We start from the raw sequence: 25,601 nt of genomic DNA on the forward strand, positions 1-25,601 counted from the left end.
CGAAGGAGAACACCAATGCGAGTCATGGCGCAAATGGCGATGGTGATGAACCTCGACAAGTGCATCGGCTGCCACACCTGCTCCGTCACCTGCAAACAAGCGTGGACGAACCGAGCCGGCACCGAGTACGTGTGGTTCAACAACGTCGAAACCCGACCGGGGCTGGGATATCCGCGGACATACGAAGATCAGGAGACCTGGCAAGGCGGATGGATCCGGGACCGTAAAGGTCGGCTCAAGTTGAAGGCTGGTGGGCGGTTCAAGAAACTCGCGAGCATCTTCAGCAACCCGAAGATGCCGAGCATCCAGGACTACTACGAGCCTTGGACCTACGACTACGAGACATTGCTGAACGCCCCCGTGCAGCAGCAATTCCCAGTCGCTCGACCGCACTCGCTGATCTCGGGCAAGCAGATGAACGTCGAATGGTCAGCGAACTGGGATGACGACCTCGGCGGCTCCGGTGAGCATGCCGCCAAAGATCCCATGCTGAAAGGGATCGAGGACAAAGTCCAGCTCGAGTTCGAACAGACCTTCATGTTCTATCTACCGCGGATCTGCGAACACTGCCTGAACCCGTCGTGCGCCGCCTCGTGCCCCAGCGGAGCAATCTACAAGCGCGCCGAAGACGGCATCGTGCTGGTCGATCAAGACCAATGCCGCGGCTGGCGAATGTGCATCTCCGGATGCCCGTACAAGAAGATCTACTTCAACCACAAGACCGGCAAGGCCGAGAAATGCACATTCTGCTACCCCCGCGTTGAGGTCGGCATACCGACCGTCTGCTCGGAGACCTGCGTCGGTCGGCTGCGATACATCGGTCTCATGTTGTACGACGCTGACCGGGTGCTGGAAGCAGCGACGACCGAAGACGAGCACGGGTTGTACGAGGCGCAGCGCGACGTGTTCTGTGACCCGTTCGATCCGGAAGTGCAGCGTGCCGCGCGCGCGTCTGGCATCCCCGAGGACTGGATCGAGGCGGCGCAGCGCTCACCGGTGCGTCGGCTGATCATGGACTACAAGGTCGCACTGCCGCTGCATCCCGAGTACCGCACAATGCCGATGGTCTGGTACATACCGCCATTGTCGCCGGTTGTCGACATCGTCAAGGAGACCGGTCACGATGCGGAGGATCACGGAAACCTGTTCGGCGCGATTGACACCCTGCGGATCCCGATCGAATACCTCGCAAACCTGTTCACCGCCGGCGATACCAAGCCGGTTGATCGGGTGCTACGCACCATGGCCGCGATGCGCTCCTACATGCGCGATATCAACCTCGGCCGAAATCCCAATGACCACATCCCCGAGGCGGTGGGCATGTCGGGCGAAGACATGTACGAGATGTTCCGGTTACTGGCGCTGGCGAAGTACGACGAGCGGTACGTCATCCCGACCGCGCATGCCGAACAGGCGCACGCCCTGGAAGAGCTCGCAACGGACTGTCCGGTCAGTGACTACGGTGGCGGTAATCCCGCGTTGTTCGGCGAGGGCTCAGGGGGCGTCACGCCCGTTGCGGTCGAGAACTTTCGGATGTTGCAGGTGCGTCAGACCTCGGAGTCGGTATCCGGCGAACTGGTCGGCGGCGGATCGGCGAAGGGCCGCATCAACCTGCTGAACTGGGATGGCAAGGGCGTCCCGGACGGTATGTTCCCGCCGAGCGGTGATCGATGATGCGCTGGAAGCGGCACCGCCGTAGCCGACCACAACACTCCCCTGCGGCTCTTCGGGACGCGTGGCAGTGCGTGTCCCTGCTGTTGGAATATCCGGGAGATGACTTCGCCGAGCGCGTCGACGCGGTGGATCGAGCGTTGAGCGACGTAACGGCGAGCGTCGCGGAGCCACTGCGGGAATTCCTGGTAGGGATCGACGGTGTGTCCCTCCGCGATCTGCGCACGGAGTACGTCGACACGTTCGACGTCACGCGCAAATGCTGCCTGCACCTGACGTACTACACGCACGGTGACACGCGGCGGCGTGGCGTGGCGCTGATCGAGATCAAACAGGCATATCGACATGCCGGCGTCCAGCTCGCCGACTCGGACGCCGAGCTGCCCGACTTTCTGCCCGTGCTGCTGGAGTTTGGTGCCGTCGCCGATCCCGACAGTGCGTGGAAGCTGCTGAATGACTACCGGGTCGGAATCGAGTTGTTGCGGATGGCGTTGCAGCGGCGTAATTCTCGCTGGCTACCGGTGATCACCGCCCTGCGCGTCACTCTCCCGCAACTCAACGGCGACGACCAGGAGGCGCTGGCCGCGCTGATCGCCGCCGGTCCGCCGTCCGAAGACGTCGGTCTCGATACCTCGCCATACTCCCTAGATCCCAGGCTTAATCCTAAACCCGAGCCGTACGACCTAGGTTCGACCATCCCGGTTGGAGTGCCACGATGACGACCTTCTTGTGGGTTATCGTTCCGTACATCTGCCTGGCGATCTTCGTCGGCGGGCATTTCTGGCGATACCGCTACGACAAGTTCGGCTGGACCACCCGCAGTTCGCAACTGTACGAGTCGCGGTTACTGCGTTGGGGTAGCCCGCTGTTCCACTTCGGCATGCTCGGGGTGGTAGCCGGACACGTCATCGGCCTGCTCATCCCGCAGTCGTGGACCGACGCATTCGGGATAACCCGCACGGCGTACCACCTCATCGCGCTGATCGGCGGCATCATCGCCGGCATCGCCGCAGTCGTCGGGCTCGCGATCCTCATCTACCGCCGCCGGATCACCGGTCCGGTGTTCAGCGCGACGACCAAGATGGACAAGGTGATGTACCTGTTCCTCGCCCTGGTGATCGCGCTGGGCATGTGGAATACGTTCGCCTCGGGAGTCTTCGGTCTCGGCGGCGAATACAACTACCGCGACGGAGTCAGCCCCTGGTTCCGAAGCATCTTCTATTTCCAGCCCGACCCTGCCTTGATGGCAGATGCGCCGATCGGTTTCCAGTTGCATGCACTGTTCGCGTTCATCCTGTTTGCGCTCTGGCCGTTCACTCGGCTGGTGCACGTATTCAGCGCACCGATCGGTTATCTGACACGGCCATACATCGTCTACCGTTCGGCAAATCAGCGGGCCGGGCAAGGCACCGGGACCCGGGCCCCACAGCGAGGCTGGGACAAACCTGAACTACAACGTAGCGAGCGAAGATGAGGCTCGGCGATGAGCGACTCATCTGCGGTGGATTCGCGCACGGTGATGGCGTCGTAGCGTGCGTAACTCCACCGCAGAAGCTCGACCTGGCGCGCCGATGAGGTACGACGCGATCATCCTCGCCGGCGGTCAGGGTTCGCGGCTGGGCGGTGTCGACAAAGCGGCGCTCGAGTTGGCTGGGCGACCACTGGTGGAACGACCGTTGGCTGCGGCGTACGACGCCGAACGCATCGTGCTCGTCGGGCCGCCATCGCTCCGACGGGACAACGTGCTGCTCGCCCGCGAGGATCCCCCCGGCGGTGGCCCGGCCGCGGCGACCGCAGCCGGAATGACAACGTTGGGCGATGGGCTGGCGCCGTGGGTGCTGCTGCTGTCGTGTGATCTCCCCCGCGCCGAGGACGGCGTACCGCGCCTGCTCGCGGCAGCCGCACCGGTCGGCGACGCTGATGGATACTGCCTGACCAACTCCGACGGCAGCTTGCAGTGGCTGTTCGCCCTGTATCGCAGCGAGGCGTTACGGGAGGCCATACATTCGATCGGTGACCCTGTGGGTTCCTCAATGCGACGACTACTCCAGCCGCTTCGGCTCGTGGCTGTACCCGACACTGACGACGTCTCAGCCGACCTCGACACGTGGGAGGATCATGAGTCCTGGACGAAACGTTTGGAGCAGAACGGTGAGTGAGATGGCCAGCCGTGAGCAGCAGTGGGATATCTGGGTGGATCGGGCCTGCACGACATTAGGCGTTGATCCAGAGACGGTGGATATCACTGCGATCCACGCTCTGACCAAGCGCGTCGCGCACAATCTGGACCGTCCACTCGCCCCGGTGAGCTCATACATACTCGGTGTCGCGGTCGGCCTCGCGGCCGCAGATAACGCCGTTGACCCCGCCACTCGCGACGCCCTGATGCAGCGCTTGCTGTCGACGGTCCCGGACGATGTGAACTGAACCCGGATGCCGCGGCATCCGTCAAGGGGCGCGCCGCGGCCACGGCACCCCTTGACAGTCGTACGTCGGATCAGCCAGCGAGCGAACGCCCCTTGATCTGCTCGAACTCCTCGGCGGAGATGACCCCCGAGTCGAGCAGGTTCTTCGCCTTGGAGATCTCGTCGGCAGGGCTCGCGGTCGACAGCGAGCGTATGTAGTCCTCTGCAGACCGCTGCGCGGCCTGCGCTTCGCGGACGTTTCGTTCTGTCATCCCCTTGCCGCGGGCGATCAAGTACACCAATGCCGTAAGGAAAGGGACGAAGAACAGGAAAAACAGCCAAATCGCCTTCCCCCACCCGCTGAGGTCCCGATCGCGGAATAAGTCGGTGACAATAGCGACCAGTGCGAACAGGTACGAGATGAAGATGGTGATCCACAGGAACCATCCAATGAGGTCCCAGAAACTGCTCCAGAAGTCCACAGCATTCACTCTTTCGTTGGTTCCGTTGGGTCGACAAGAAGAATCGCGGGAAGACACGGCACCGTCACCACCCGAAAGCGGTGAAGCGACGCGGCTACTTCCGCTGTTTCTTATCGTCTTTTGAGTCGCGCAGCAGAATCGCGTGTAGCACGGCGTGTACCAGCGAAATCACGATCGCGGCGAGCACCGTCTGCAGGAAGCCGCCTACGTCCAGCACATCGGAGATGCCGGCGGTAATCGCCAACAGGACGCCGTTGACGATCAGCGCGGATAGCCCGAGGGTGATGACGGTCAGCGGCAAGGTGAACAGGCGCAGGATCGTCCCGATAAGTACGTTGACCAGGCTGTAGAGGGCAGCAAGCCCGATGAGACCAAACGAGCCGTACCGAATATGCACGTCCGGGATCAGCCACGCGGCGACGCCGAGCGCCGCAGCCATGATCAACCACGCGACGAGAATCCTTCGGAGCATGTCCTCGACGATGCCGCCACCGGTGACGCGCGTCGTCACCCATTACAGGTGACGGCCCGCCAACCGCCTATCGCCCAGTCACCCACCGCGGGTGAAGGCCGGTGCTTGAAACGATGCTGCAATCACCGAATGAGCATCACAGAGTCTACGGTCGAGCCGCCACGTTTCGGCCTACCGCGCGGAGTTGTCATACTGCTTGGCCTAGCCGCGACCGTCGTCGTGGTGGTCGGAATGCGACAGGTCGCCGACATCCTGGCACCGATATTTCTCGCTCTGTCCCTGACAATCACCGTCTACCCCGCGAGAACCTGGCTGGAGCGGCATCGTGTGCCGAGTTGGCTCGCCACCATCCTCGTCGTGCTCGGAATCTACGTACTACTGATCGCGCTTATCCTTTCGTTCGCGCTTGGAATCGCCAAGTTGGCTCAGATCCTGCCCGAGTATGCCGATGAGATTCAGACGCGTATCGGCGACCTTCAATCGTGGCTTGCCGATCGCGGAATCGGCTCCGACGAGGTTCAGGACATCCTGAAGGGCTTCGACTACAGCGCTCTGGTCGGATTTGTCAGCGCGATTCTGGGCAGTCTGCTCAGCGTCGGATCGGTCCTGGTCTTCTTGATCGCCCTGGTGCTGTTCATGGGGTTGGACACCGCCATGTTCACTACCCGGATGCACCGGGTGCGCGGCGAACGGCAGCAGGCGCTGCTCGCGTTGGCCGCCTTCGCCAAGGGCACTCGCAAGTACTTCATGGTGTCGACCGTTTTCGGCGGAATCGTCGCCATCCTCGACTGGCTAGCCTTAGTCATCCTCGGCGTGCCGGCTGCCCTGCTCTGGGGAATCCTGGCCTTCGTTACGAACTATATTCCGAATATTGGCTTCATCATCGGTCTGGTTCCACCGGCCTTGCTGGCGCTGATCACCAGCGGTCCGGGCACGATGCTCGCCGTCATCATCGTGTACATCGTGCTCAACTTCGTTATCCAGTCGATCATTCAGCCCAAGTACATGGGCGACTCGGTCGGACTTACGACGACGGTGACGTTCTTGTCGTTGATCTTCTGGGCCTACGTGCTCGGCCCGCTCGGCGCGATCCTTGCGGTACCGATGACGCTGCTCGCCAAGGCGACATTGGTCGATTTCGACCCGTCCAGCAAATGGCTGCAGCTCTTCCTCGGCGATTCGCCGAACTTCGACGCGCCTAAACGACGCCGTCGACGGCGCAGATCCCGTACCTCCGCCCCCGAGGACGACGATGCCGACAGCGCGTTGCCGACCGATCATGAGTCTCCAGCTGGTTAGATTGCCGGAGGGCGGGTGTACGGCGCTTCCGGCCGCTGGGAGGTAACGGTGGCGGCCACCGCTTGCACGTCCAATGCCCGCCCGATAGCCGATACGACGGCGGACGTCGTCGGCACGTACGTCACGGGATCGGTCCAGTACCGGACCAGCATGGTCAGCTTGCGTCGTTCGATACTCAGCATCAACACCGTTGGCATTGGGTCCGTCAGCACATTCGGGGTGCTGGCCGCGGCGGCGCTCAACACCCGACGTAGTTGATTGATCCGGCGTTCGCGCTCCGGACCGTCAGCGACCAGTTCGCAGCGCACCTCGACCTCCGAGCGTCGGCGACCGAAGCGGGTGTGGTTGACCAGCGGTTCTGCGAGAATCAGCGCATTCGGCACATGCACGATGCGGCCGTCAGTCGTCGTGATCAACACCGAGCGGCCGTTGAGACTGGTCACCGTTCCTACATATCCGTGCGATTCGACCTCATCGCCGACATCTACGGGTTTGCGGCTCTGCAAAACGATCCCGGCGCCGAAGTTGTCCGCGACTCCCCGCAGCACCAGGAACGCCAAAGCGGCGATGACGATGACGACCACCAGCACCGGTCGAATCTGCGCGCCGAGAAATGACAACGCAAAACCGACACCCAGGAACAGCACCAGGTATTTGACGGCACGCACGATCAGCAGCCGTAAGTTCTCCGATATCCCGTGCACCTTGGCCAATGCCGCGTTGACCGTGTGCTTACTGACGCGGAACGCGACCCAGGTCAGCAATAGCGTCGCTACCGCGAAAGCGATATCCCAGGCACTCACCTCACTGGGGGAAACTATGTCCTCAATGGTCACCGCTCGCCATCCCTTTCCGCCCGATCATCACTGCGCCCTCAGGACGCACCTGGTACACCGCTATGGCTTACCGCCGCACCGACCTCCTCGCTGTCACCCGTCGCGGGTGATGTAGCGGCCACACCGCCGAAGCACGCTGACAACAGAAGGCGTGCGGTTCGTGGCCGCTGGCACTCCTCGGATGTGGAGATCATGGTGAGCGACGCAGGGGCATGGGCGCGATGAGCTCGGATATGACCCAGGATCGTCGGTCGCGGCTAGTGGGATTCTTGCCGCGCCGACGGGATATCGGACACGATCTGGGTGCTGGCCTGACCGTCGCGTTGGTCAGCGTCGCGGAGGGTATGGCGTACGCGCTGGTCGCGGGAGTCGACCCGATCTATGGCCTCTATGCAGGCTCCATCACCGTCATCATTGGCTCGTTGCTCGCCTCGACCTCGCTGCTGATGGTGACGGCCACGAACGCGCTCGCGTTGGTCACTGCCGACAAGATCGGCGCCCTCGGCTCAGATGACCCGGCGAAGGCCATGTTTACCTTGACGCTGCTGGTCGGGGTCGTGATGACCATCCTCGGGTTACTGAGGCTCGGATCTCTCATCCGTTTCATCTCCCGAGAGATATCCGCCGCGCTCGTGACCGCCGTCGCGTTACTGATCGTGCTCGGCCAGTACAAGGATCTCGTGGGGTACACCAGCGACCTCGACGGCAACAAGGTCCGTAAAGCCATCGATATCACCGCGCACCTCCCCAGTTGGGATGGGCCAACAGTCGCTGTAGGCGTCGCCTGCATCATGTTGATCGTCCTGACCAAGAGAACCAAGTTTCGCTCGTACGCCGATATCGTGGCTCTCGTCGTCGGTACCGCCGTCGTCGCGGCCTTCGACCTGCAGAGCATCGAAACGATCGGCGACATAGCGTCCATCCCGACCGGCCTGGATTCAGTGCCCACCCCACATATGCCTGACCTGTCGTTGGTTCCCACGCTCATACCGGCCGCGATAGCCGCGGCGATCGTCGGATTATCGGAGGCCGCGACGGTGGGGTCGGCCTATCCGAACAGAGACGGCACCCCCTCGGACGCGAGCCGGGACTTCATCGCGCAAGGGGCTGCAAACATCGTCGGCGGGTTCTTCCGCACGATGGTGGTCGCGGGCTCGCTGTCGCGAACGGGCGTCAACGCCTCAGCGTCGGCTCGCAGTCGCTGGGCCGGCGTGTATGCGGGCATCCTTCTGGTGATCCTAATTGTGCTCGCGGGCAACGTCGCCGAGCTGATACCGCTGTGTACCCTGGCCGCGATCCTCATCGTCATCGGCGCCGAGACCATGGTCCGCGAGTTACGCCACCTGATCCAGTCCCGGTTCGTATCGTGGCCGCACCTGGTCGCCGGCGCGATCACGGTGCTCGTGGGTGTACTGGATGAGATCACGACAGCCGTGTTCACCGGCGTTGGGCTCTCGCTGCTGTTGTTCACCCTGACTATGGGCGATCGGCTCAAGATAACCGCATGGCAACCGATCTCGGCCGGGCAATGGCGCGAGACGACTCCGCCCGAGAGGCTGGAGGTGGGCAGTACGACCGTGCTCGCGCTGAGCGGTTCGGCATACTTCGCGTCGGTGTATCGCGCCAGCCACGCATTCCCGAAGAGTGATGAGCAGGGCGGCGCGGCAGTCATCCTGCAGGTGCGGGGACGACGCCTCTACTCGCTGACCGGTGTCGACTTCCTACTGGACCTCGTGCGGGACCTCAAGAAGTCGAGGAATCTCGTTATTCTGGCGGATGCCGAACCCAGCCAGCGCCGCACGTTCGAACGGACGGGGCTCCTCGCCGAGGTCGGCGAGGAGCACGTGATCTGGCGGGAGAGCGTCATCGGTGCCGCCGCGACCGAGGCGTTTGCGGTCGCGCAGCAGTGGCACTCCGCTAATACGAGTCAGCAGTAGCCGTGCCCGCACTCATCCCGACAATCGCCGGCTACCGCACACAGTGGCTGCCGTCCGATGTCATCGCTGGACTAACCGCCGGCTCCGTGGTGATTCCGCAAGCCATGGCCTACGCGACCATTGCCGAAATGCCCGTGCAGGCCGGATTGTACACCTGCATCGTTCCGATGCTGGTGTACGCGCTACTCGGCGGTTCGCGCACGATGAGCGTATCGACGACGTCCACGATCGCGACGCTCAGCGCCACGACGGTGATAGCGGCAGGTGTGGCGGCGGGTTCGCAGAACGCGCTCGGAACTCTCAGCGCGCTGACCCTCCTGGTCGGCGCGATTCTGCTTGTCGCACGACTGCTGCGTCTTGGCTCGCTCGTCGAAGCGATCAACAAACCCACCATCATCGGCGTGCAGATCGGTGTCGGAATTACCGTCGCGCTCGGGCAATTGCCGAAACTCCTCGGCGAGGGCGATGATCCCAGCGGCGAGGGATTCATTCGCGCGCTGGCTGGCGTCACTCGCTCACTGTCCTCGGCGAACACCGCGACGATCCTGCTCGCAGTCGGCTCAATTGCAACGTTGCTGGTGATCAAGCGCTGGCTCCCCCGCGTCCCTGGACCGCTCATTGTCGTGGTGGCGGGGATCCTGCTCATGGCGCTAACTCCACTCGCTGATGCGGGAGTACGCCAAATCGATGCGATCCCGCGAGGGTTGCCGGTACCTGCATTACCAGACTTCGCCCACCTCAGCGGACTCGTGCCCGGCGCACTCGCGATTTCGGTGATGGTGTTCCTGGAATCGGCAGCTGTCGCTCGTAGCCTCCGGGCGCCTGGGGACAAGCAGATCAACAGCGACCGCGAACTGTTTGCGGTCGCAACCGCCAATGTCGCTGGCTCGCTGTTCGCGGCGATGCCCGCGGCCGGCGGCTTCTCACAGAGTGCCGTCAACCGCGCTGCCGGGGCGCGATCACAGTTGTCCGCGATCGTCACCGTACTACTCGCGGTCCTTGTGGCTCTTCTCTTAGCCCCGGTGCTGAGCATGTTGCCGGAGGCAACTCTAGCCTCGATGGTGTTCGTCGCGGTCATCGGACTGGTCGACATACGCGCCCTGATGCGGATACGGAGGATCAGTGGTCGCGATTTCTGGTTGGCGATCGTCACTGCAGCACTCGGTCTTACCGCCGGACTGCTGGCAGCAGTGGCGGCGGGAATCGTCATCACGCTCGGCCTCGTGCTGCACGAGTTGAACCGGGTCAACATCTCGATTAGCGGGCACCGGGACGACGTGCTCGCGATACTTATCGGAGGCCCGTTATACACGTCCAACATCTTGTCCTCGGAACTCGCGGTGCTCGACTTGGCCAAGCAACACCCTGATGTCCGGGCTATCGCAATCGACCTAGGACGTCAGTATCAGGTCAGCGTCACGATTATCGAAGGCCTGCAGGACCTCGATCGCGAACTTGCGGCGGCGGGAATCCAGCTTCGACTCGCACGCTTACAGCCCACGGTGTCGCAGACCTTGGCCCGAACGCCCTGGTATCAGCAATTCGAGGCCGAGCATCGCGTCTTCGCTACCGTCGGCCACGCGCTCGCTACCCCACCAACTGATTCATTCACCCAACCTGGGTGAACCGCTCTCGGCTTGCAGAAGGCCACTGTGAAGCGTCGGTATCGTCCGGCGGCACAACAGCACAAGCGGAGTCACCATGGGATCGCTTCTCCTGCAGCTACTACCGGTGGGCTTGGGCATCATCATCAGCCCGCTGGCCATCGTGGCCGGGATCGTTGTTCTCGGCTCACGTCGAGCGCGGGTCAACAGCGTCGCGTACCTCATCGGCTGGGTGGCCGGTATCGCCGTGTCGATCGTCGTGTCCCTATGGATCTTCCACCTCTTGGAGATCAACGCGCGACGCGATCCCCCGGCCTGGCTGACCGTTGTCCATTTTCTGCTCGCCGCAGTCCTGATCGTGCTGGCCGTGTTGGTGCTGTCGCGTCAAAAGGCCGCGGTAACGCGTATGGCTGCAGCGAGCACACCGCGGGAGGTGGTCAAGGCAGCACCGTCACTGCCTGGGTGGTTGCGCGCGATCGACGAGTTCACGCCGATACGCACCGGGCTCACCGGCTTCGGTCTCTTCGTGTTGAACCCGGTCGATCTGTCTTGTGCGATCGCCGGCGCGTTGACGCTCTCACTAGCCGATGTGAGTCCCGCCGCGCAACTGACCGCCACGATCATTTTTGTGGTGGTTTCGTCTGCGTCGATCCTGGTACCGGTGTCCTACCTGGTGCTGCGCGGGTCGAGGGCCGAGCCGGCATTGCACCGGCTGCGCGATTGGGTCACCGGCCACACCGGTGTGATGAATGCGCTGTTGCTGCTGGTCATCGCCGCGTTGCAGTTGGTCAAAGGGCTGCAGTCGCTGTGAACCCTCACCTGGCCGTGACGACCGGCCTGCACGTCATCCACGTATGACGCACCGAAACCCCAAATGGCTAGTGCTGCTGCGGACCGACTGACCCTGGCGCGCGGGCGGGCGGTATCGCCGACAGTACGACGGTGCGCAGATGTGTGAGCCGCCCTTCATCACCTTGCGATCCGATTCCGTTAGCGGGCTTTCGGGCGCGCAGCAGGAGTGCGCGACCGCGTCCGCCCCGGCATGGCTCTCGGTCCACGTGGACGTCGTCCACTCCCACACATTTCCGATCATGTCGACGAGGCCCCAGTCGTTCTCGCGGTAATGCCCTACCGGCGTCGTCCGCTCGCGTCCGGGAGGGTCCAAATTCTGCCACGGGAATTCTCCGCGCCAGGTGTTCGCCATGCTCCTACCTCGTGGCTCAAGCTCATCGCCCCACGCAAACTCGGTCGGCGCTCGGCCGCCGCGGGCGGCGTACTCCCACTCAACCTCACTCGCGAGTTCTTTCCCGGCCCATTCGGCGTAGGCCCGCGCATCCTCGAACGCAACGTGCACCACCGGATGGCGCTCGAGCCCATGCAGGGTGCTGCCGGGGCCCAGCGGGCTTTTCCAGGTCGCGCCCGGTACCCATTGCCACCATCGTTGCCAGTTGTCGAGCGGAACCGGGCCGTCGGTCTGGGTGAATACCAGCGATCCCGAAAGGAGTTGCTCCGGGCGCGCGTCAGGAAACTCCTCTATGGTCGGTGCGATCTCGGCGACGGTCTGATGGCCGGTGTCACGAACGAATCGGCGGAACTCGGCATTGGTGACCGGATGCTGATCCATCCAGAATCCTGATACGTGCTCGAGATGCGCGGGACGTTCCTCCGGATAGTGCTTGTCGCTGCCCATCACAAATTTGCCGGCCGGAATCTGCACCATATCCTTGAACGGATCGGCGTTCGTTGCGCGGTGAACGCGGGGCATGGAAGGCCTCCCTAACTCGACGACGGCGCACGATGCCGTTCGCAGGTTCCTAGCGGATCGTCGCCTCAGACGTGATCCCCAGCTCCGAATGCGTGAGCCGGGGATCGCGTCCGACGATCGACTACTCCCTCGATAGCACGGCGAGCGCCTCGGTCTCAAGATCCAGGTACGCCTCAGGACTCACATCGACCGCGACACCGTAGATCCTGCCGCCAGTGAAGGCGAACGGGCTCGTGTAATCGCGGCTCACGTTGTCACCGCTGTCAAAGCCGACGCACAGTCCGTCGCCGCAAAGCGTGAACTTTCCGGTCTGGGTCCGCATCGGCCCGGAATCCACGACTTGGTCATCGACGTACAACTTCGCTGTACCGAGGGACTCACGAAACTCACCCGCCCCCTCCCGGACGAACTCGACCCCAAGTGCGTGCTTACCCGCAGGAAGTACGTCGGATACAAACGTCTGTTCCGGTTTCACGCCGAGGAAGTTGTAGACGTAATGGAGCTTGCGGTTCTTGATGAACAGCGAATGGCCGCCGAACCGAGACCCGTGCGCGAAGATGACACCCTCGGCGTCCTCGGTGATGTCGACGTCCGCGATGATCTTGTACGAGCGTCCCCGTACGCTCACCGCTACACCTTCTGGTACGGCCCCTGAATCGGGGTAGTAGATGTAGCGGTTCCGTGACGGTTCTGCTTGTGGCCGCTCCACGGTCAATTGCTCCAGGGCAGAGCGGTCATCGAGCGGCAACACCTGATTCGCCTCAGCCTCTTCGAACCACGCGGCGACTAACTCCTGCACCTTCTCCGGATAGTCGGCCGCAAGGTTGTGTGCCTCGGCGCGATCCTCTTCGAGGTTGTAGAGCTCCCATTCGTCCTCGTCGAAGCGCCCGTGACCGGTCAGCGGCGCGTGTACCGCGGCAACCTTCCACCCGTCTTGCCAGAGCCCACGAGTCCCAAGCATGCAGTAGTACTGGCGCTGTTTTGCGGTAGGTGCGTCGGCGCCGTCAAAGCTGTAGCGCATCGATACGCCGTTCAGCGGCTTTTGCTCGACTCCGCGGTACACATCCGGCATGTCGATTCCCGCCACGTCCAGGATCGTCGGCACGATGTCCGTCACGTGGTGATACTGGTGCCGGATCTCGCCCTTTGCCTTAATACCCGCCGGCCAGTGGATGATCATCGGATCGCAGGTGCCGCCAGCGTACTGGGAGTAGCGCTTGAACATTTGGAACGGCGCCGAGAAAGCCGCGGCCCACCCTGTCGGGTAATGGTTGTACGTGTCCGGCGACCCGAGGGCATCGAGATACTGCAGGTTCTCCTCTACATCGTCCGGGAATCCGTTGAAGAACTTGTTCTCATTGACCGACCCGCTGGTCGAGCCCTCACCCGAAGCGCCGTTATCGGCGCAGTAGAAGATCAGCGTGTTATCGAGCTGCCCCGACTGCTCAAGGTAGTCCACCATGCGGCCAATCTGCGCATCGGTATACTCCGAGAATCCCGCGAATACCTCAGCCATACGTGAGAACAAGCGCTTCTCATCGTCTGAGCACTGGTCCCACGGTTTGACATAGTCAGCGGCGTTCGCCTGGTCCTCCGGAAGAGGGTTGAACGGTGTGAGCGGCGTGCCTTCGGGCAGGATGCCGCGATCGATCATCCGTTGCAGGACCCATTCGCGATAGGCGTCGTATCCGTCGTCGAACATGCCCTTGTATTTGGCTGTGTATTCCGCGGGCGAATGATGCGGCGCATGATTAGCGCCCGGGCAGAACCACATGTACCACGGCTTCGAGGGATTTCCGGACTTCTGGTCACGGATCATCCGGATAGCCTGGTCGGCCATGTCCTTAGATAAGTGGTATCCATCTTCTGGCGAATAGGGCTGCTCTATGTAGTGGCTGTCCTCAACGAGGTCCGGGTACCAGTTGTTCGTCTCGCCGCCGAGGAATCCGTAGAAGCGATCGAACCCCATCGACAGCGGCCACGCCGACCGACTTCCACCTGCGGAGTTGTCTTCTTCGGGCACATTGTGGTCCTTACCGACCCAGAACGTCGAGTACCCGTTGTCCTGGAGCACCTGGCCGATAGTCGCGCACTCGGCCGGAATGCGACCGGAGGCGCCGGGGAATCCGTTGGTGCCCTCCATGATGCAGGCGACGTTATTGACGTGGTGATTACGCCCGGTGAGGAAGACCGACCGGGTCGGCGAGCACAACGCTGTCGTGTGCCATTGCGTATAGGTCAATCCGTTCTGCGCGAGGCGATCCAGCGTCGGCATGTTGATCCGCCCGCCGTACGGCGACCAGGACGCCATGCCCGTGTCGTCGTACAGGATGACCAGGATGTTCGGGGCGCCCTCCTTCGCCCGCGTGAGTTCGAACGGCCCCCAGTCGGGCACCGAATCACGCACATCCAACTTGATCGTGCCCTGAAACTCTTTCGCCATGACAAGACTCTCCAAACTCGGTGCGCACGCGCGCGATCAGATCAAGTCCACCTACCGGTGTGCTATCCGGAAGGTCAGCGATCGGCAATCAACCGCTACGGGCGAAAATTAACCTCTCATCAGGCGCCGGAGGTCATCCGGGACGGGTGAACTCTGTAGTCATCTACGCAGCCGCACGCCCGGACCACCCAGTGCGGGTGAGCTCATTGACGCCTAGCGCTGGAAGCATGTGCCGACACCCAGTATTCGACGGCGGATCGGATGTTCGATGAACGCGGTGATCGCAGACCTGCTTCCACTAGCGGTTGGCGTGGCGGTTTCGCCGATACCGATCATTGCGGTGATCCTGATGTTGCTGTCGACGCACCCTGGACCGACGAGCGGCGGATTTGCCCTCGGCTGGATAGTCGGCATTGCATTGACATCAACCGCCATGGCGCTGATGTACAACGCTGCCGGGGCTGCAGCCGACGAAGGCTCCTCCGGAGGGGGCGGATGGTTCCGACTCATCCTCGGGCTCCTGTTGATCGCTCTCGCGGTGCGAAAGTGGCGCGCGCGGCCGACTGATGCTGATGCACCGCAGCTGCCGCACTGGATGTCAGCGGTGACGCAGTTCGGCGTAGCTAAAGCAACCGGTCTCGGCTTGGTTCTGTCCTCAGTCAACCCGAAGAACCTGCTGATGGCAGTCGCCGCCGGCACCGTTATCGCAGATGGCGTCGGTGGCGCTGACGAATTCACCGTCGCGGTGGCCGTCTACACGGTCATCGCCGCGAGCACTGTCTTGATACCTGTTATCGGTTACGCCGTCGCCGCGGCTCGGGTACGTCCATGGCTGGATGCCCTTCGCGGGTGGCTCGAGGCCAATAACGCAGCGATGATGGCGGTCTTGCTGTTGGTGCTCGGCGTCATGATCCTCGGCAAAGGCATCGCCGGTCTCGGTTGATTCGCTACCCTTGGCGCGATGGCTTTCACCTACGGGAGGCCTTCGGATCCGCAGACCGATGGACAGAAGGACTAGGTGCCAAGTAGCTTCGCCTTCTGCGCAGCGAACTCTTCCTCGGTAAGCACACCACTGCTGCGCAGTTCACCAAGTTCTTTCAGTTGCGCAATGACATCATCGGTTCCGCTCGCCGCGGGAGTTGCAGGCGGGGGTGGGGTATATGCCTGCTGCTCGCGGTACGCATTGGCCTGTTGCTGCTCCATCGCACGCTCTTGCTGATGCCGCGCGACGCTTCCGGATACGGCACTCGCTGTTCCCGCCACCACCGCCGTACGAGCCATCGTGCCCAGTAACCCCGGCCGTCCGACACGACCGATTCCTCGTCCGAACATGTGCTGCCTCCTTGAAAGGTAAGTACCTGCCTGTGATCCGATACGGACGTCAACCCTGGGTGTCCGTCGCGATCGGGCGTGACTAGTGAACGCTGGCGGGTCGTTGGTTAGGACGCTTCGAGGTCGGCGTACGCCTGCTGCACTTCGTCCTCTGGAACCCGTCCGTGCGCGACAATCGCTCCGCCGGCCTCTTCCAGCGCCGTAAGCAACTCTCGCGCCCAGAGCTGTTCATAGACGATGACCCCGGCGGCCGTGCCCGGCTGAAGTTCAGCTCCCGCTACCGCCAGATCTTCCTCACTCAACAGTCCACCGAACTCGCCATCGATACTGTCGTAGAGGCTTGCCGCGGGCGAGGAGAGCGAGTCGATCTCGAACGCATCGACGACTCCATCGGCGTCCTTCGACACGAACACGAGGTCGATGATCCGGACCAGGTCGCGTTCGACAAGACTCGCGAGCGCATTGGCTATTGCTCCGTGGAATTCGCCATCGCGGAACTCGGCCACGAGGAAATCGATGGGACCTCGCTGCATGATGCCTCCTCAAGAGGTTCGGGTGAAATGTCGGCGCTGCAGCCCGTGTCGCGGCAAACGTAACCCGCACGGAGGGACCTCGATCTCCCCCGTCACGGGTGAACGTCTCCCGGGTATCCGGCGGCGCCAGCTACAGGTGGCGCCGCCGGCGGCAACATCGCAGCCGTACGAGCGGCCTTGGCCTTCGCATTGAGCCACGACAGCAATGCCGCAATCGCCGCTCCAAGCAGTAGGTAGATCAGCGTCGCGAACAACAGTGACGTGTCCAGGACGGATTGCCCCGAAATCTCAACTGGCGGGAAAATTCCACGGAATGGTCGCATCGCAAACTGAGCATTGCGATACACCCACATCGTGAAGGCCGCATCCGTGCTCGCGCCGAAAAGTCGTAGGACGAACGCCAGCGACAACAGCACCGTGTTGATGATGACGAATATGTACGCCATCCACGCCGCCACTTTGGCGATCGCAAGGACAACGGGTATGTCGCCGGTCGATCGCTTACTGGCGTCAGTAGCACTAGTACCTTGCGGCCGCGACGAGTACGAATTCGGGTTTCCGGTCGGATGCTGACCAACGTAGGGATTCGTCATCGCCCCATCGTCATCTCTGAGTGAGCTCGTGTGACTCGCCCGTCACGGGTGAACCGACGCCTGTTCGCCCGGAAAGACTCGCGTCCAATCGTGCGCCATGCTGACGACTGTCCATTCCAATCGGGCGGCCGTGTCGCGGATCGGTTCGCGATCGTCGCCCAACGTCGCGCTGTGTCCCGAATATTCAAACTCCCTCGTAGCATCGTCGTGATCGACGAGCAGAGCGAGCGACGGACCATCTCCGGTGGTCGCCCACTGCATCATCTCGCTATCGCCATCGGAATTGCCGGCCGCGAGAATAGGCCGTCGTCCCAATTGGGTTTGGATGTTGTTCACCTTCACCGGCCCCTCATTGGCGCCACCGACCAGTCGACTCGAGCGCGCCAGGGACGGCCCACCGTCTTGCTTTCGGAAGTCGTACTCGATCAGTGTCCCCACCACAAGTTCCTGGGGCACGCCATACAGGTCGTCGGCAACAGCCCGCACGAACTCGGCTCCACCGCCGGTCACCACCGCGACGGTGAATTCTCGCGCGCGTAATTCGCCGATGAGCTCCAGCATCGGAGCGTAGATCGTGCGGCCCAGTGGTACCCCGAGTGTGGGGTGAACGGCGGATTTCACGAACGCAGCGGACTCAGCGGCGAATAACTCGGGTTCGATACCTTCGAACAGTTCTGTCAACGCGACGGCGATCTGAGCCAGGCCCAACTCGCCGATCGCAGCGCGATCACCATTGATCAACGCGGCGTACTCCGCGCGGTCGACGACCGACGGTTCCGATGCGACTCGATCTTTGAGCGCCTTGACGAAGAACTCCCACTGCACATAGTTCGGTTTCTCGCACCACAACGTGCCGTCGTTATCGAAGCACGCAACCCGCGCCGTGCGCGGAAGCGCCTCGGAAGCATCAAGGAATGCGATCACAGAATCCCGCGTGGGACCCGGACGCCAACTCGGCAATAACCCACCTGTGTTCGTCATGACTTCCCTTCGCCGTACGGGCCCGAATAACACGGTTGTGGCAACCCTGACCCGCGCATCACCGATAAGCCTCACCTATATCGGACGACCCCCACCCCCGTGACGCTGGTGTTAGCGTCCGCTCCATGCGCGGGTATTACCGCGCACTCGACATCGAAACTCATATCCGTCCCCGATCCCAATGCGCAGAGGCGGCAGTTGGCATGTTCGGAAAATCGCTGTGGCGTTCACGCACGAAGCGCTCCTGGTGGGCCTGCTTATTGTCGATCGCACTGGTCGTGCCGATGGCGGCGTTCATCGGTACGCCTGCCAGCGCGGATGAGGGTGATCCGGAGTATCTGCAGATCGAGAAGTCGATCTCGTCCAGTGAACTGACCGCCGGTGACCAGTTCACCTATCAAATCCAGGTGACCTGTTCCGAGGCCGACTGCGTCAACGCAACGATCGATGACGCGTTCCCACCGGAACTTGCCGGGTTCCCGATCACCAACGTGTCGATCACACCCGACGCATCGACGGTGCCTCGTACAGTCACCTGGAACGGCGGTGATGCGCGCCCGGACAACTTCACCGACGACACTGAGCTACACGTTGACCTGCAGCAGCCGCTGCAAGCAGGCGGTGTCGGGCTGAGCAACGGCACAACATTCACAATCACCGTCACGTCCGAGGTCCCGCAGGATCAGCCGCCCGGGGAAGTCACGTTCACCAATACCGCTAACACAACAGCCGACAATGCCCAACCCGTCTCCGATAATGCGAGCGCGACTATCGTGGTCGCACCGACGATCGGCGTGGACGCGACGAAGGCGTGGGCGCCGGAAAACGCCGCCTGGAACCCCGGCACCGAATCGACCATAACCGTCGGGGTCACGAATACGTCGAACGCTCCGGTACAGCGAATGGTGCTACAGGAGCCGCAGACCGCTCCGGATGGCGCGAGTGCGCTTGACCCAAATAACCCGTTCGTCCTGCACGACTTCACCGGCTTTGACGGCGTCTCGATCCCGCCTGTCTGCGAGTCCACGCAGGTGGACGCGTACGTACAGGGCGGTGACGGCACCTGGAACTGGGTGAGCGGCACACCGGCGACCGACCTCGGATTGCCCGATGGCGTGACCAACGAGGACGTCGGCGGACTGCGCGTGACCTGCATCGGCACCGACATCCCGCCGCAGACCACGATGTCGTTTGAGATCGACGTGACGCAACGCGACCTCGACCGCAATACCGGAGAGTCCTTCGAAGCCGAAACCCGCACGACCGACAATGTCGTTGAGGGGCAGACCGAGGCTATCGGCTATGACCCGGCTATTGACACCGCGACCGCGTCACACACGATCACCCCGACCGACTTGTCGGCCGGGGCCACCAAGAACATCGAGCCCGCCCGCATTCCTGCCGGCGACAGCGCGGCAGCCACGATCTCCGGCACGAACACCTCATCCGGACCAGTCAGCGAACTACGCATTTCCGACCTCGACTACTTCACCGAGGACGTGACCTTCGGCGGCTTCAGCGAGCCACCGACCTGGCCCGAAGGCGCCACGTCAGCGGAGGTCATCTACTACCCGCTAGGCGGCGGCAACCCCGAGATCGTCCCCTTCGACAACGGCCAGACGCCCGCGCCACCGTCCGAAGCGATATCGGGATTCGAGATCGTCTACTCCGCCGAGGACGACGCGATTATCGCCACTGCGAATGCGAGCGCCGCGTTCACCATCGACACGGACGCCGACACGGCGGCGGACGGCGAACTCGCAACGACCAACAACATCACCACAACCGTGAACACGGCATCGGGACGCCAGGCGACTGCAGACGCCAGCGACGACCTCACCGTGGTGGATCCGAGCATCGTGGTGGACCTGGCCAAGTCGATCCTGCCAGCGACTGCCGTGCTACCAGGCGAATCGGTAACGACCTCACTCACCGCAGTCACGGCCTCGGCATCGGAGTTCATTGACCCGAAAACCATCGTGGTCGAGGATTCCTGGGGCGACGAGGATGACTTCTGGAACGCATTTAATCTGTCATCGGTCGCGCCTACCCAGGTGCCGCCGAACTCGACTCTCGAGGTAGCGGTCGAGGTCAACGGTGAGTGGGTCAGCGTCGCGTCATTCGAATCGCAACCTAACCCTCGCACCGTGACCGTGAGCCAGGCGGAGATTGAAGCTGCGATCGATCCGGCAACGATGGACGATGTCACCGGTATCCGGTTCACCTTCACTGCCGATGACGTGTTCCCGGCCGGCACTACCGTCGCTCCGTATTTCACCTCCACGGCGCGCGCCGAGTTGCGTGATGGCAGCGGCCCGACAACTCCCGGCGAGGCCCAGCCGGTGACGTACACGAACGCCGCCACGACGACCGGGACCGGTGTGACCCCTGACGGCCAGGAACTCGAGGGCACCGATGACGCCAGCGATGACGCCACGATCATAAGTTTCGACGGCGTCGGGCCGGGAGCACTCGACGTCACCAAGAGTTGGTCCGAACCAACCGTCGATGCGCAGTCTGGCCAGACTCGCGCCACCACGCTGTCGTGGGGTGTCGCGCCCGGGTACGACACCGTGACGCTCACCGATCCCCTGAACGCCGAGGCGACCGAGAACCCTGAGGACACGGTGTTCCAGGCATTCAACCTGATCGCCGTCAATCCGATTGCCCCGAGTGATCAACCGTACGCGAACGGGTGGTGGTTCAAATACGACACCGTGACCGCAGTCGAGTTGTACAACGGCTCCGGCTGGGTCACTGTCCCCGAGCCGGCCGGCGGATGGAACGGTCCAGGCGGCTTCGTCGGGTATGACCTCAGCGGTCCCGAGCAGCAGTCCACTACCGGAGTGCGACTCATCATGCAGGAGAACACCGCAGCCCGCGAAGCGGCGCAACAGGATGGGCCAGACTTCGACCCGTACGCCCCAGATCCAGGAAGCGGCGTCGGTTCGACCAGTACCTTACGCACCTTCGACCTGACCTGGCAGATCCGGGACAAGACTCGGGTCGGCGACCAGTTCGTCACCGCCGAGGACGTATACAACACGTCCGATCCCGGCGTCGTGAACAACACCGTCCGGATCGATGCGACCGATGGCGACACGACGAATTCCGACTCGGCGGACGCCGACATCCTGATTCTCGACCAACCACCGGCCGTCAACGTCGTTAAAACCGCAAGCGACGACCTGCTGTACATACCTCCGGCCGACTCTCCGGCAGATGCATACCCGAGTGTGAATTTCGGGATCACTGCACAATCGGAATCAACGGCGGCAGCCTCGTACGTGCGACTCACCGATCCGATGCCGTGCGACGACGGTGATCTACCGGTCTGCAACACCCCGAACACCGCCGCCGACGCGAGCGCTAACCCGTACGCAGACGTCGACAGTTGGGACGACCTTGGCTCGGTCGAGAACCCGTTCGACCGGTTCACCATGACCTCGATGGTCATCGGCGCGAGCGTCACCGATGAGGTCGATCTGTCGCAGACAACCGTGTGGCTCTTGGAGTACGTCGACGGATCCTTCTCCTCGGTGCCGAGCACCGCTGCGGACATCAACAGCGGATCGGTCGATCTCACCGATGTGGTCGGGTTCTCGATTACCTATCAGGGAAGCGATCCGGCCGAGGACGGCGGCACAATCACGTCCGGCAACGTGCTGAGCGTCGACATCGACGCGACCCTGCGTTCGACGATTCGTAGCACCTCCGAGCCGCAGACCGCGGACGCGGACGAGACGATCGACGTGACGAATTACGTATTCGCGCAGTCATATGATCCGGTCACCGCGGATGAGGATGCGATCGCTGCCGACAATGCGCAGGCCGGGGTAGTACTGTCCGGCGGCACGATTGACGTCGTCCCGTCGAAGACCGTCGATCCGGATGAGCTTCCCGAGCCGCAGCGTGATGATCCGGTGACGGTCACGTTAGGGGCGACGTCGGGAGACAGCACGCTCCCCTCGGTGGATGTCACGCTGGAAGACCAAGCGTTATCACCAGACTTCTGGAATTCGTTCGACTTCATCGGTCTCGGCGCGATCGCGGCCCCGGACGGCGCCGACCAAGTTCAAGTCGACGTGTACGGACCATTCGGTGACGGCGACGAATTGACGTGGGCGGCGGGTACTCCGAGTCCGCTGGATTCGCCGACGCTGGCCGTCGACGAGGCGCAGTATCCGGATGTGCAGGGCATCCGATTCACCTTCTCGAAGGCCGACGGCACCGTATTCTCCACCACGCTGCCGGCCCCGGCGTGGAGCGCAGATGCCACGTTCGAGGTTCAGCTCCGAGACGAGTACCGCGACGGCTCCGGACCGACCCCCGTTGAGGGGTCGGTCGAGAACACCGTCACGGTGCAGAACAACGGCCAGCTCGCCTCCTCCGACGAGGAGACCGCACCCGCCGAGATCAACCTCAGCACCGGAACTCACGACATCGAGGTCAACAAGCTCGCGAATGAAGGCACCCACTTTGCTACGCCTGGGACGCCGATCCCGTGGCGGCTGCAGTTCCAGAACACAGGCACGGGTTACCTGACGGTCGATCAGCTTCAGGACACGCTGCCCGAGGACCTGGTCTATCTACCGAATCCCGCGCCGACGTACACCGCGCAGGAAGACGGGTTGCTGTCCGAGGATGTCACGTTGACCCAGGATGGGCAGGACCTCATCTTCACCTGGCCGGATGACGGCAACACGATGGCTCCCGGCGAGATCTTCGAGATCACCCTCTACCTCGAGTTGCAGCCCGTCGCCGCAGATGTACAGGTGGAGAACACAATGGTCGTCCACACCGAGGAAACGCTGGACAGTTGCGCCAACATCTCGCCCGACCTCGAGGTCACTGACGATTTCGAGAACGACCCGACGACGTGTGGAACGACGGACTATGTCGAGCCGACCCCGGGCCCGAATCTATTCACGCTGAAGGGCGTTCAGGGTTCGCTCGACGGCGCCATCAACCCCAACGGTCCTGATTCGAATTGCTTGACCTTCGAGACCGCAGGTGAGACCTACTACCGCTCGCCGTGTGCCGCCAACAGCGTCGTCGGCGGCGTGGACCAGTGGGTGTTGCATGTGGCGAACGCCGGCACGACACCGGTCGAATCGATGACAATATTCGACCAACTGCCTGTCGCCGGCGATCAGCAATTGGTCTCCGGGGCGAGCCGCGGTTCGCAGTACAAGGTGGAGTTGGTAGCGGAATCCCTACAGGCGTACCTACCCGAGGGCACGATAGGCACGATCGAAGTCACCACCGATGCCGGTGCCTGCGTTAACACCTGGCCCGTGGTCCAGACCAAGGATCCGTGCACTCAGAACGGCGAGACCTGGACGGAGGTCACCGACGGCGCCGAGATCGACTGGAGCAACGTAACCGGCGTCCGGATGACTATGGACTTCACTTCGACACCCAGCGGGGGGTTGCAGCCGGGTGACGAGGTGAACCTCGTTGCGCAAACCCAGAACACGCTGATCAGCGAGGATTTCCCCGAGGGCGTGTCCCCCGTCGTTCCCACGCAGGATGAATTCGCGTGGAACCAGTTCGGCGTGAAGTACCACTCCGCAGGCGAGGATCACAAAATCGCGCCGGCCATCGTCGGCGTCCATCTGCTGAATGGGCCGATCCAGCTCAGCAAGGCAATCACCGGCCCGGGAGCGACGTACGCCGCGACGAGTTTCGACGTCGACGTCACGTGCACTCTCGATGGTGTCGACCTCAACCTCGGTGAGGCGTCGACCGTGACGTTAACGGCGGAAAACGACTACGCCCATCGGATAGATGGAATCCCTCTCGGCGCAGACTGCACTCTGCAGGAGGCTGGTGACCTCGGCGCTTACGGGGAAACTTCCCGCTCCGGCACGCCGGTCACCCTCGATGTCGATATACCGGCCGGCGAGGGCGATCCGGTGCCGGAGGCTCAGGTAGCCACGATCACGAACGACTATCAGATGACGGGGCTGTCGATCACTAAGCAGGTAACCACCGACGCCGTGGTCGGTGACTTCGGACCGTTCGACTTCACGCTGGCCTGCACCTCGATCACCGGAATCCCGATCACGTTTGGTGACGAAGGAACCACCGAACTCACCTTCACGCTGACCGGCGGCGAGACGTTCACGGCGCCCGAGAACACCATCCCGGTCGGTGCGGAATGCACCGTCGCAGAGGTCGATTCGGCGGCGGCAGACTCCACGATCATTATCGGCGACAATGTCACGGACAACGGCGATGGCACCGCCACGGTAACCCCTGGCGCGGAACCGGTCGAGGTCATCTACACCAACGCTTACGACGCGGGCGTGTTGGCTATCGAAAAAGTCGTCGACGGAAACGGCGCTGACCTGTACGGCGCCGGCCCGTTCACCTTCGAGGTGCTCTGCACCTGGCAGGGTCAAACGGTCGTCGATGCCAGCTACGACGTCGTTGCCGGCGGAACCCGCACGATTGGCCCGCTGCCAACAGGCACCGTCTGCTCGGTGCAGGAGACATTCACTGGCGGCGCAAACTCGACGACGCTCGAACCGGACGGCGAGATCGTGATCGAGCCCGACGCTGGCGAGATTCCCACGGTGAGCGTGATGGCGACCAACACCTTCGACGTAACCGAGCTCGTGGTCACCAAGGAGGTCACCGGTGACGAAGAGGCCGCCTCGGCCGCGGGCGAATTCACGATCGAGTTGACGTGCACCCGGCCGGTAGACGGGCAGAGCGTCCCCGTCGATATTCCCGGCGGCGCGCAGCGGTCGATCGCTGCCGGCGAGTCGACGGTGTACCCCGACCTGCCGGTCGACGCGACGTGCGATCTCGCCGAGACCGATGACGGCGGCGCTGAGAACACCTCGCTGGTCATCAGCGGCGAGGCGGCATCCGAGGTCAGCACCGACGGTGGCTCCGGATCAGTAACGCTCGGCGCTGCCGATGACGCGAATGCTGTACTGACCAACCACTTCGAACCCGCACCCCCCGGCGGCGACGGCCCTCCCCCGGTCGGGCCGAACCCCGCACCGGATGGGGGCGGTTCGGACTCGATCGCGTCCACCGGGGCCGACGTGTGGGGCCTCGCCTCGGTCGCGGTGGCGCTGGTGCTCGCTGGACTGGGGGTGCTAGCAGCCGCCAGGCGGCATCGGCTCTGATCGGATCTCATCAAAATAGTGTGAGGACACATGGCCTACTTCGGATAGTCTCGATGTACATGCCTGAGCAGGCGATCGTCACGTCCGCAGCACGCATCCGCGC

General features: G+C 62.8%; 20 protein-coding genes. 11 read left to right on the plus strand and 9 right to left on the minus strand.

The window, feature by feature from the left end; all coding sequences use genetic code 11:
• The first annotated feature begins 15 nt into the window (after positions 1–15).
• The 5 genes from narH to E1H16_RS02635 all read left to right on the plus strand — a co-directional run bounded on the left by narH (position 16) and on the right by E1H16_RS02635 (position 4,098).
• The gene (gene narH / locus E1H16_RS02615) at positions 16–1,674 is read left to right on the plus strand and encodes a nitrate reductase subunit beta (protein ID WP_134322111.1); all 1,659 of its coding nucleotides are present in this window, start codon (positions 16–18) and stop codon (positions 1,672–1,674) included.
• A 71-nt stretch (positions 1,675–1,745) separates the two neighbouring features.
• On the plus strand, positions 1,746–2,390 hold the full coding sequence (gene narJ / locus E1H16_RS02620; RefSeq protein WP_166741591.1) for a nitrate reductase molybdenum cofactor assembly chaperone: 645 nt from the start codon (positions 1,746–1,748) through the stop codon (positions 2,388–2,390).
• Positions 2,387–3,145, plus strand: a complete 759-nt coding sequence (narI, locus tag E1H16_RS02625) for a respiratory nitrate reductase subunit gamma (protein ID WP_134322113.1) — start codon at positions 2,387–2,389, stop codon at positions 3,143–3,145. Before narJ ends, narI begins: the two co-directional genes overlap by 4 nt.
• 97 nt (positions 3,146–3,242) lie before the next feature.
• Entirely contained in the window at positions 3,243–3,830 is a 588-nt protein-coding gene (gene mobA, locus E1H16_RS02630) for a molybdenum cofactor guanylyltransferase (RefSeq protein ID WP_134322114.1), read from the plus strand.
• 1 nt (position 3,831) lies between these two features.
• Complete coding sequence (locus E1H16_RS02635; protein ID WP_243837644.1) at positions 3,832–4,098, plus strand: DUF6457 domain-containing protein; 267 nt, start codon at positions 3,832–3,834, stop codon at positions 4,096–4,098.
• A 70-nt stretch (positions 4,099–4,168) separates the two neighbouring features.
• On the opposite strand, the gene E1H16_RS02640 is transcribed toward E1H16_RS02635, so the two are convergent.
• A complete protein-coding gene (locus tag E1H16_RS02640) occupies positions 4,169–4,558 on the minus strand; it encodes an SHOCT domain-containing protein (protein ID WP_134322116.1) in 390 nt (129 codons plus the stop codon).
• Between the two features lie 94 nt (positions 4,559–4,652).
• Positions 4,653–5,069, minus strand: coding sequence for a phage holin family protein (locus E1H16_RS02645; RefSeq protein ID WP_166741592.1), 417 nt, complete (start codon positions 5,067–5,069; stop codon positions 4,653–4,655).
• A 90-nt stretch (positions 5,070–5,159) separates the two neighbouring features.
• Here E1H16_RS02645 and E1H16_RS02650 point away from each other — a divergent pair, with 90 nt between their 5' ends.
• On the plus strand, positions 5,160–6,329 hold the full coding sequence (locus E1H16_RS02650) for an AI-2E family transporter (protein WP_166741593.1): 1,170 nt from the start codon (positions 5,160–5,162) through the stop codon (positions 6,327–6,329).
• Here the strand turns inward: E1H16_RS02650 and E1H16_RS02655 are convergent.
• The gene (locus tag E1H16_RS02655) at positions 6,326–7,165 is read right to left on the minus strand and encodes a mechanosensitive ion channel family protein (protein WP_134322119.1); all 840 of its coding nucleotides are present in this window, start codon (positions 7,163–7,165) and stop codon (positions 6,326–6,328) included. The genes E1H16_RS02650 and E1H16_RS02655 overlap by 4 nt on opposite strands.
• A 233-nt stretch (positions 7,166–7,398) precedes the next feature.
• Between E1H16_RS02655 and E1H16_RS02660 the strand changes: the two genes are divergently transcribed.
• From E1H16_RS02660 to E1H16_RS02670, 3 genes are all read left to right on the plus strand, one after another.
• Positions 7,399–9,102: a SulP family inorganic anion transporter gene (locus E1H16_RS02660; protein WP_166741594.1), complete on the plus strand. Its 1,704-nt coding sequence runs from the start codon at positions 7,399–7,401 to the stop codon at positions 9,100–9,102.
• Between the two features lie 2 nt (positions 9,103–9,104).
• Complete coding sequence (locus tag E1H16_RS02665) at positions 9,105–10,727, plus strand: SulP family inorganic anion transporter (RefSeq protein WP_134322121.1); 1,623 nt, start codon at positions 9,105–9,107, stop codon at positions 10,725–10,727.
• A gap of 76 nt (positions 10,728–10,803) precedes the next feature.
• Positions 10,804–11,517, plus strand: a complete 714-nt coding sequence (locus E1H16_RS02670) for a GAP family protein (protein ID WP_134322122.1) — start codon at positions 10,804–10,806, stop codon at positions 11,515–11,517.
• Positions 11,518–11,550: 33 nt separating this feature from the next.
• On the opposite strand, the gene E1H16_RS02675 is transcribed toward E1H16_RS02670, so the two are convergent.
• A complete protein-coding gene (locus tag E1H16_RS02675; RefSeq protein ID WP_208378809.1) occupies positions 11,551–12,471 on the minus strand; it encodes a formylglycine-generating enzyme family protein in 921 nt (306 codons plus the stop codon).
• 121 nt (positions 12,472–12,592) lie between these two features.
• The gene (locus tag E1H16_RS02680) at positions 12,593–14,914 is read right to left on the minus strand and encodes an arylsulfatase (protein WP_134322123.1); all 2,322 of its coding nucleotides are present in this window, start codon (positions 14,912–14,914) and stop codon (positions 12,593–12,595) included.
• A gap of 268 nt (positions 14,915–15,182) precedes the next feature.
• Here E1H16_RS02680 and E1H16_RS02685 point away from each other — a divergent pair, with 268 nt between their 5' ends.
• Entirely contained in the window at positions 15,183–15,857 is a 675-nt protein-coding gene (locus E1H16_RS02685; protein ID WP_134322124.1) for a GAP family protein, read from the plus strand.
• Between the two features lie 71 nt (positions 15,858–15,928).
• Here E1H16_RS02685 and E1H16_RS02690 read toward each other — a convergent pair whose 3' ends face one another.
• The 4 genes from E1H16_RS02690 to E1H16_RS02705 form a co-directional block, all read right to left on the minus strand.
• The gene (locus E1H16_RS02690; protein ID WP_134322125.1) at positions 15,929–16,246 is read right to left on the minus strand and encodes an SHOCT domain-containing protein; all 318 of its coding nucleotides are present in this window, start codon (positions 16,244–16,246) and stop codon (positions 15,929–15,931) included.
• 107 nt (positions 16,247–16,353) lie between these two features.
• Positions 16,354–16,779, minus strand: a complete 426-nt coding sequence (locus tag E1H16_RS02695; RefSeq protein ID WP_134322126.1) for a DUF6325 family protein — start codon at positions 16,777–16,779, stop codon at positions 16,354–16,356.
• Between the two features lie 92 nt (positions 16,780–16,871).
• Positions 16,872–17,372 carry a YggT family protein gene (locus E1H16_RS02700; RefSeq protein WP_134322127.1) on the minus strand — a complete coding sequence of 167 codons (501 nt, stop codon included), beginning with the start codon at positions 17,370–17,372 and terminating at the stop codon, positions 16,872–16,874.
• A gap of 42 nt (positions 17,373–17,414) precedes the next feature.
• The gene (locus tag E1H16_RS02705) at positions 17,415–18,353 is read right to left on the minus strand and encodes an HAD family hydrolase (protein ID WP_134322128.1); all 939 of its coding nucleotides are present in this window, start codon (positions 18,351–18,353) and stop codon (positions 17,415–17,417) included.
• A gap of 125 nt (positions 18,354–18,478) precedes the next feature.
• Between E1H16_RS02705 and E1H16_RS02710 the strand changes: the two genes are divergently transcribed.
• Complete coding sequence (locus tag E1H16_RS02710) at positions 18,479–25,498, plus strand: DUF5979 domain-containing protein (RefSeq protein ID WP_134322129.1); 7,020 nt, start codon at positions 18,479–18,481, stop codon at positions 25,496–25,498.
• Positions 25,499–25,601: the final 103 nt, after the last annotated feature.

Origin of the sequence: Cumulibacter soli (assembly GCF_004382795.1) — a bacterium.
In the GTDB taxonomy this organism is placed as follows: domain Bacteria; phylum Actinomycetota; class Actinomycetes; order Mycobacteriales; family Antricoccaceae; genus Cumulibacter; species Cumulibacter soli.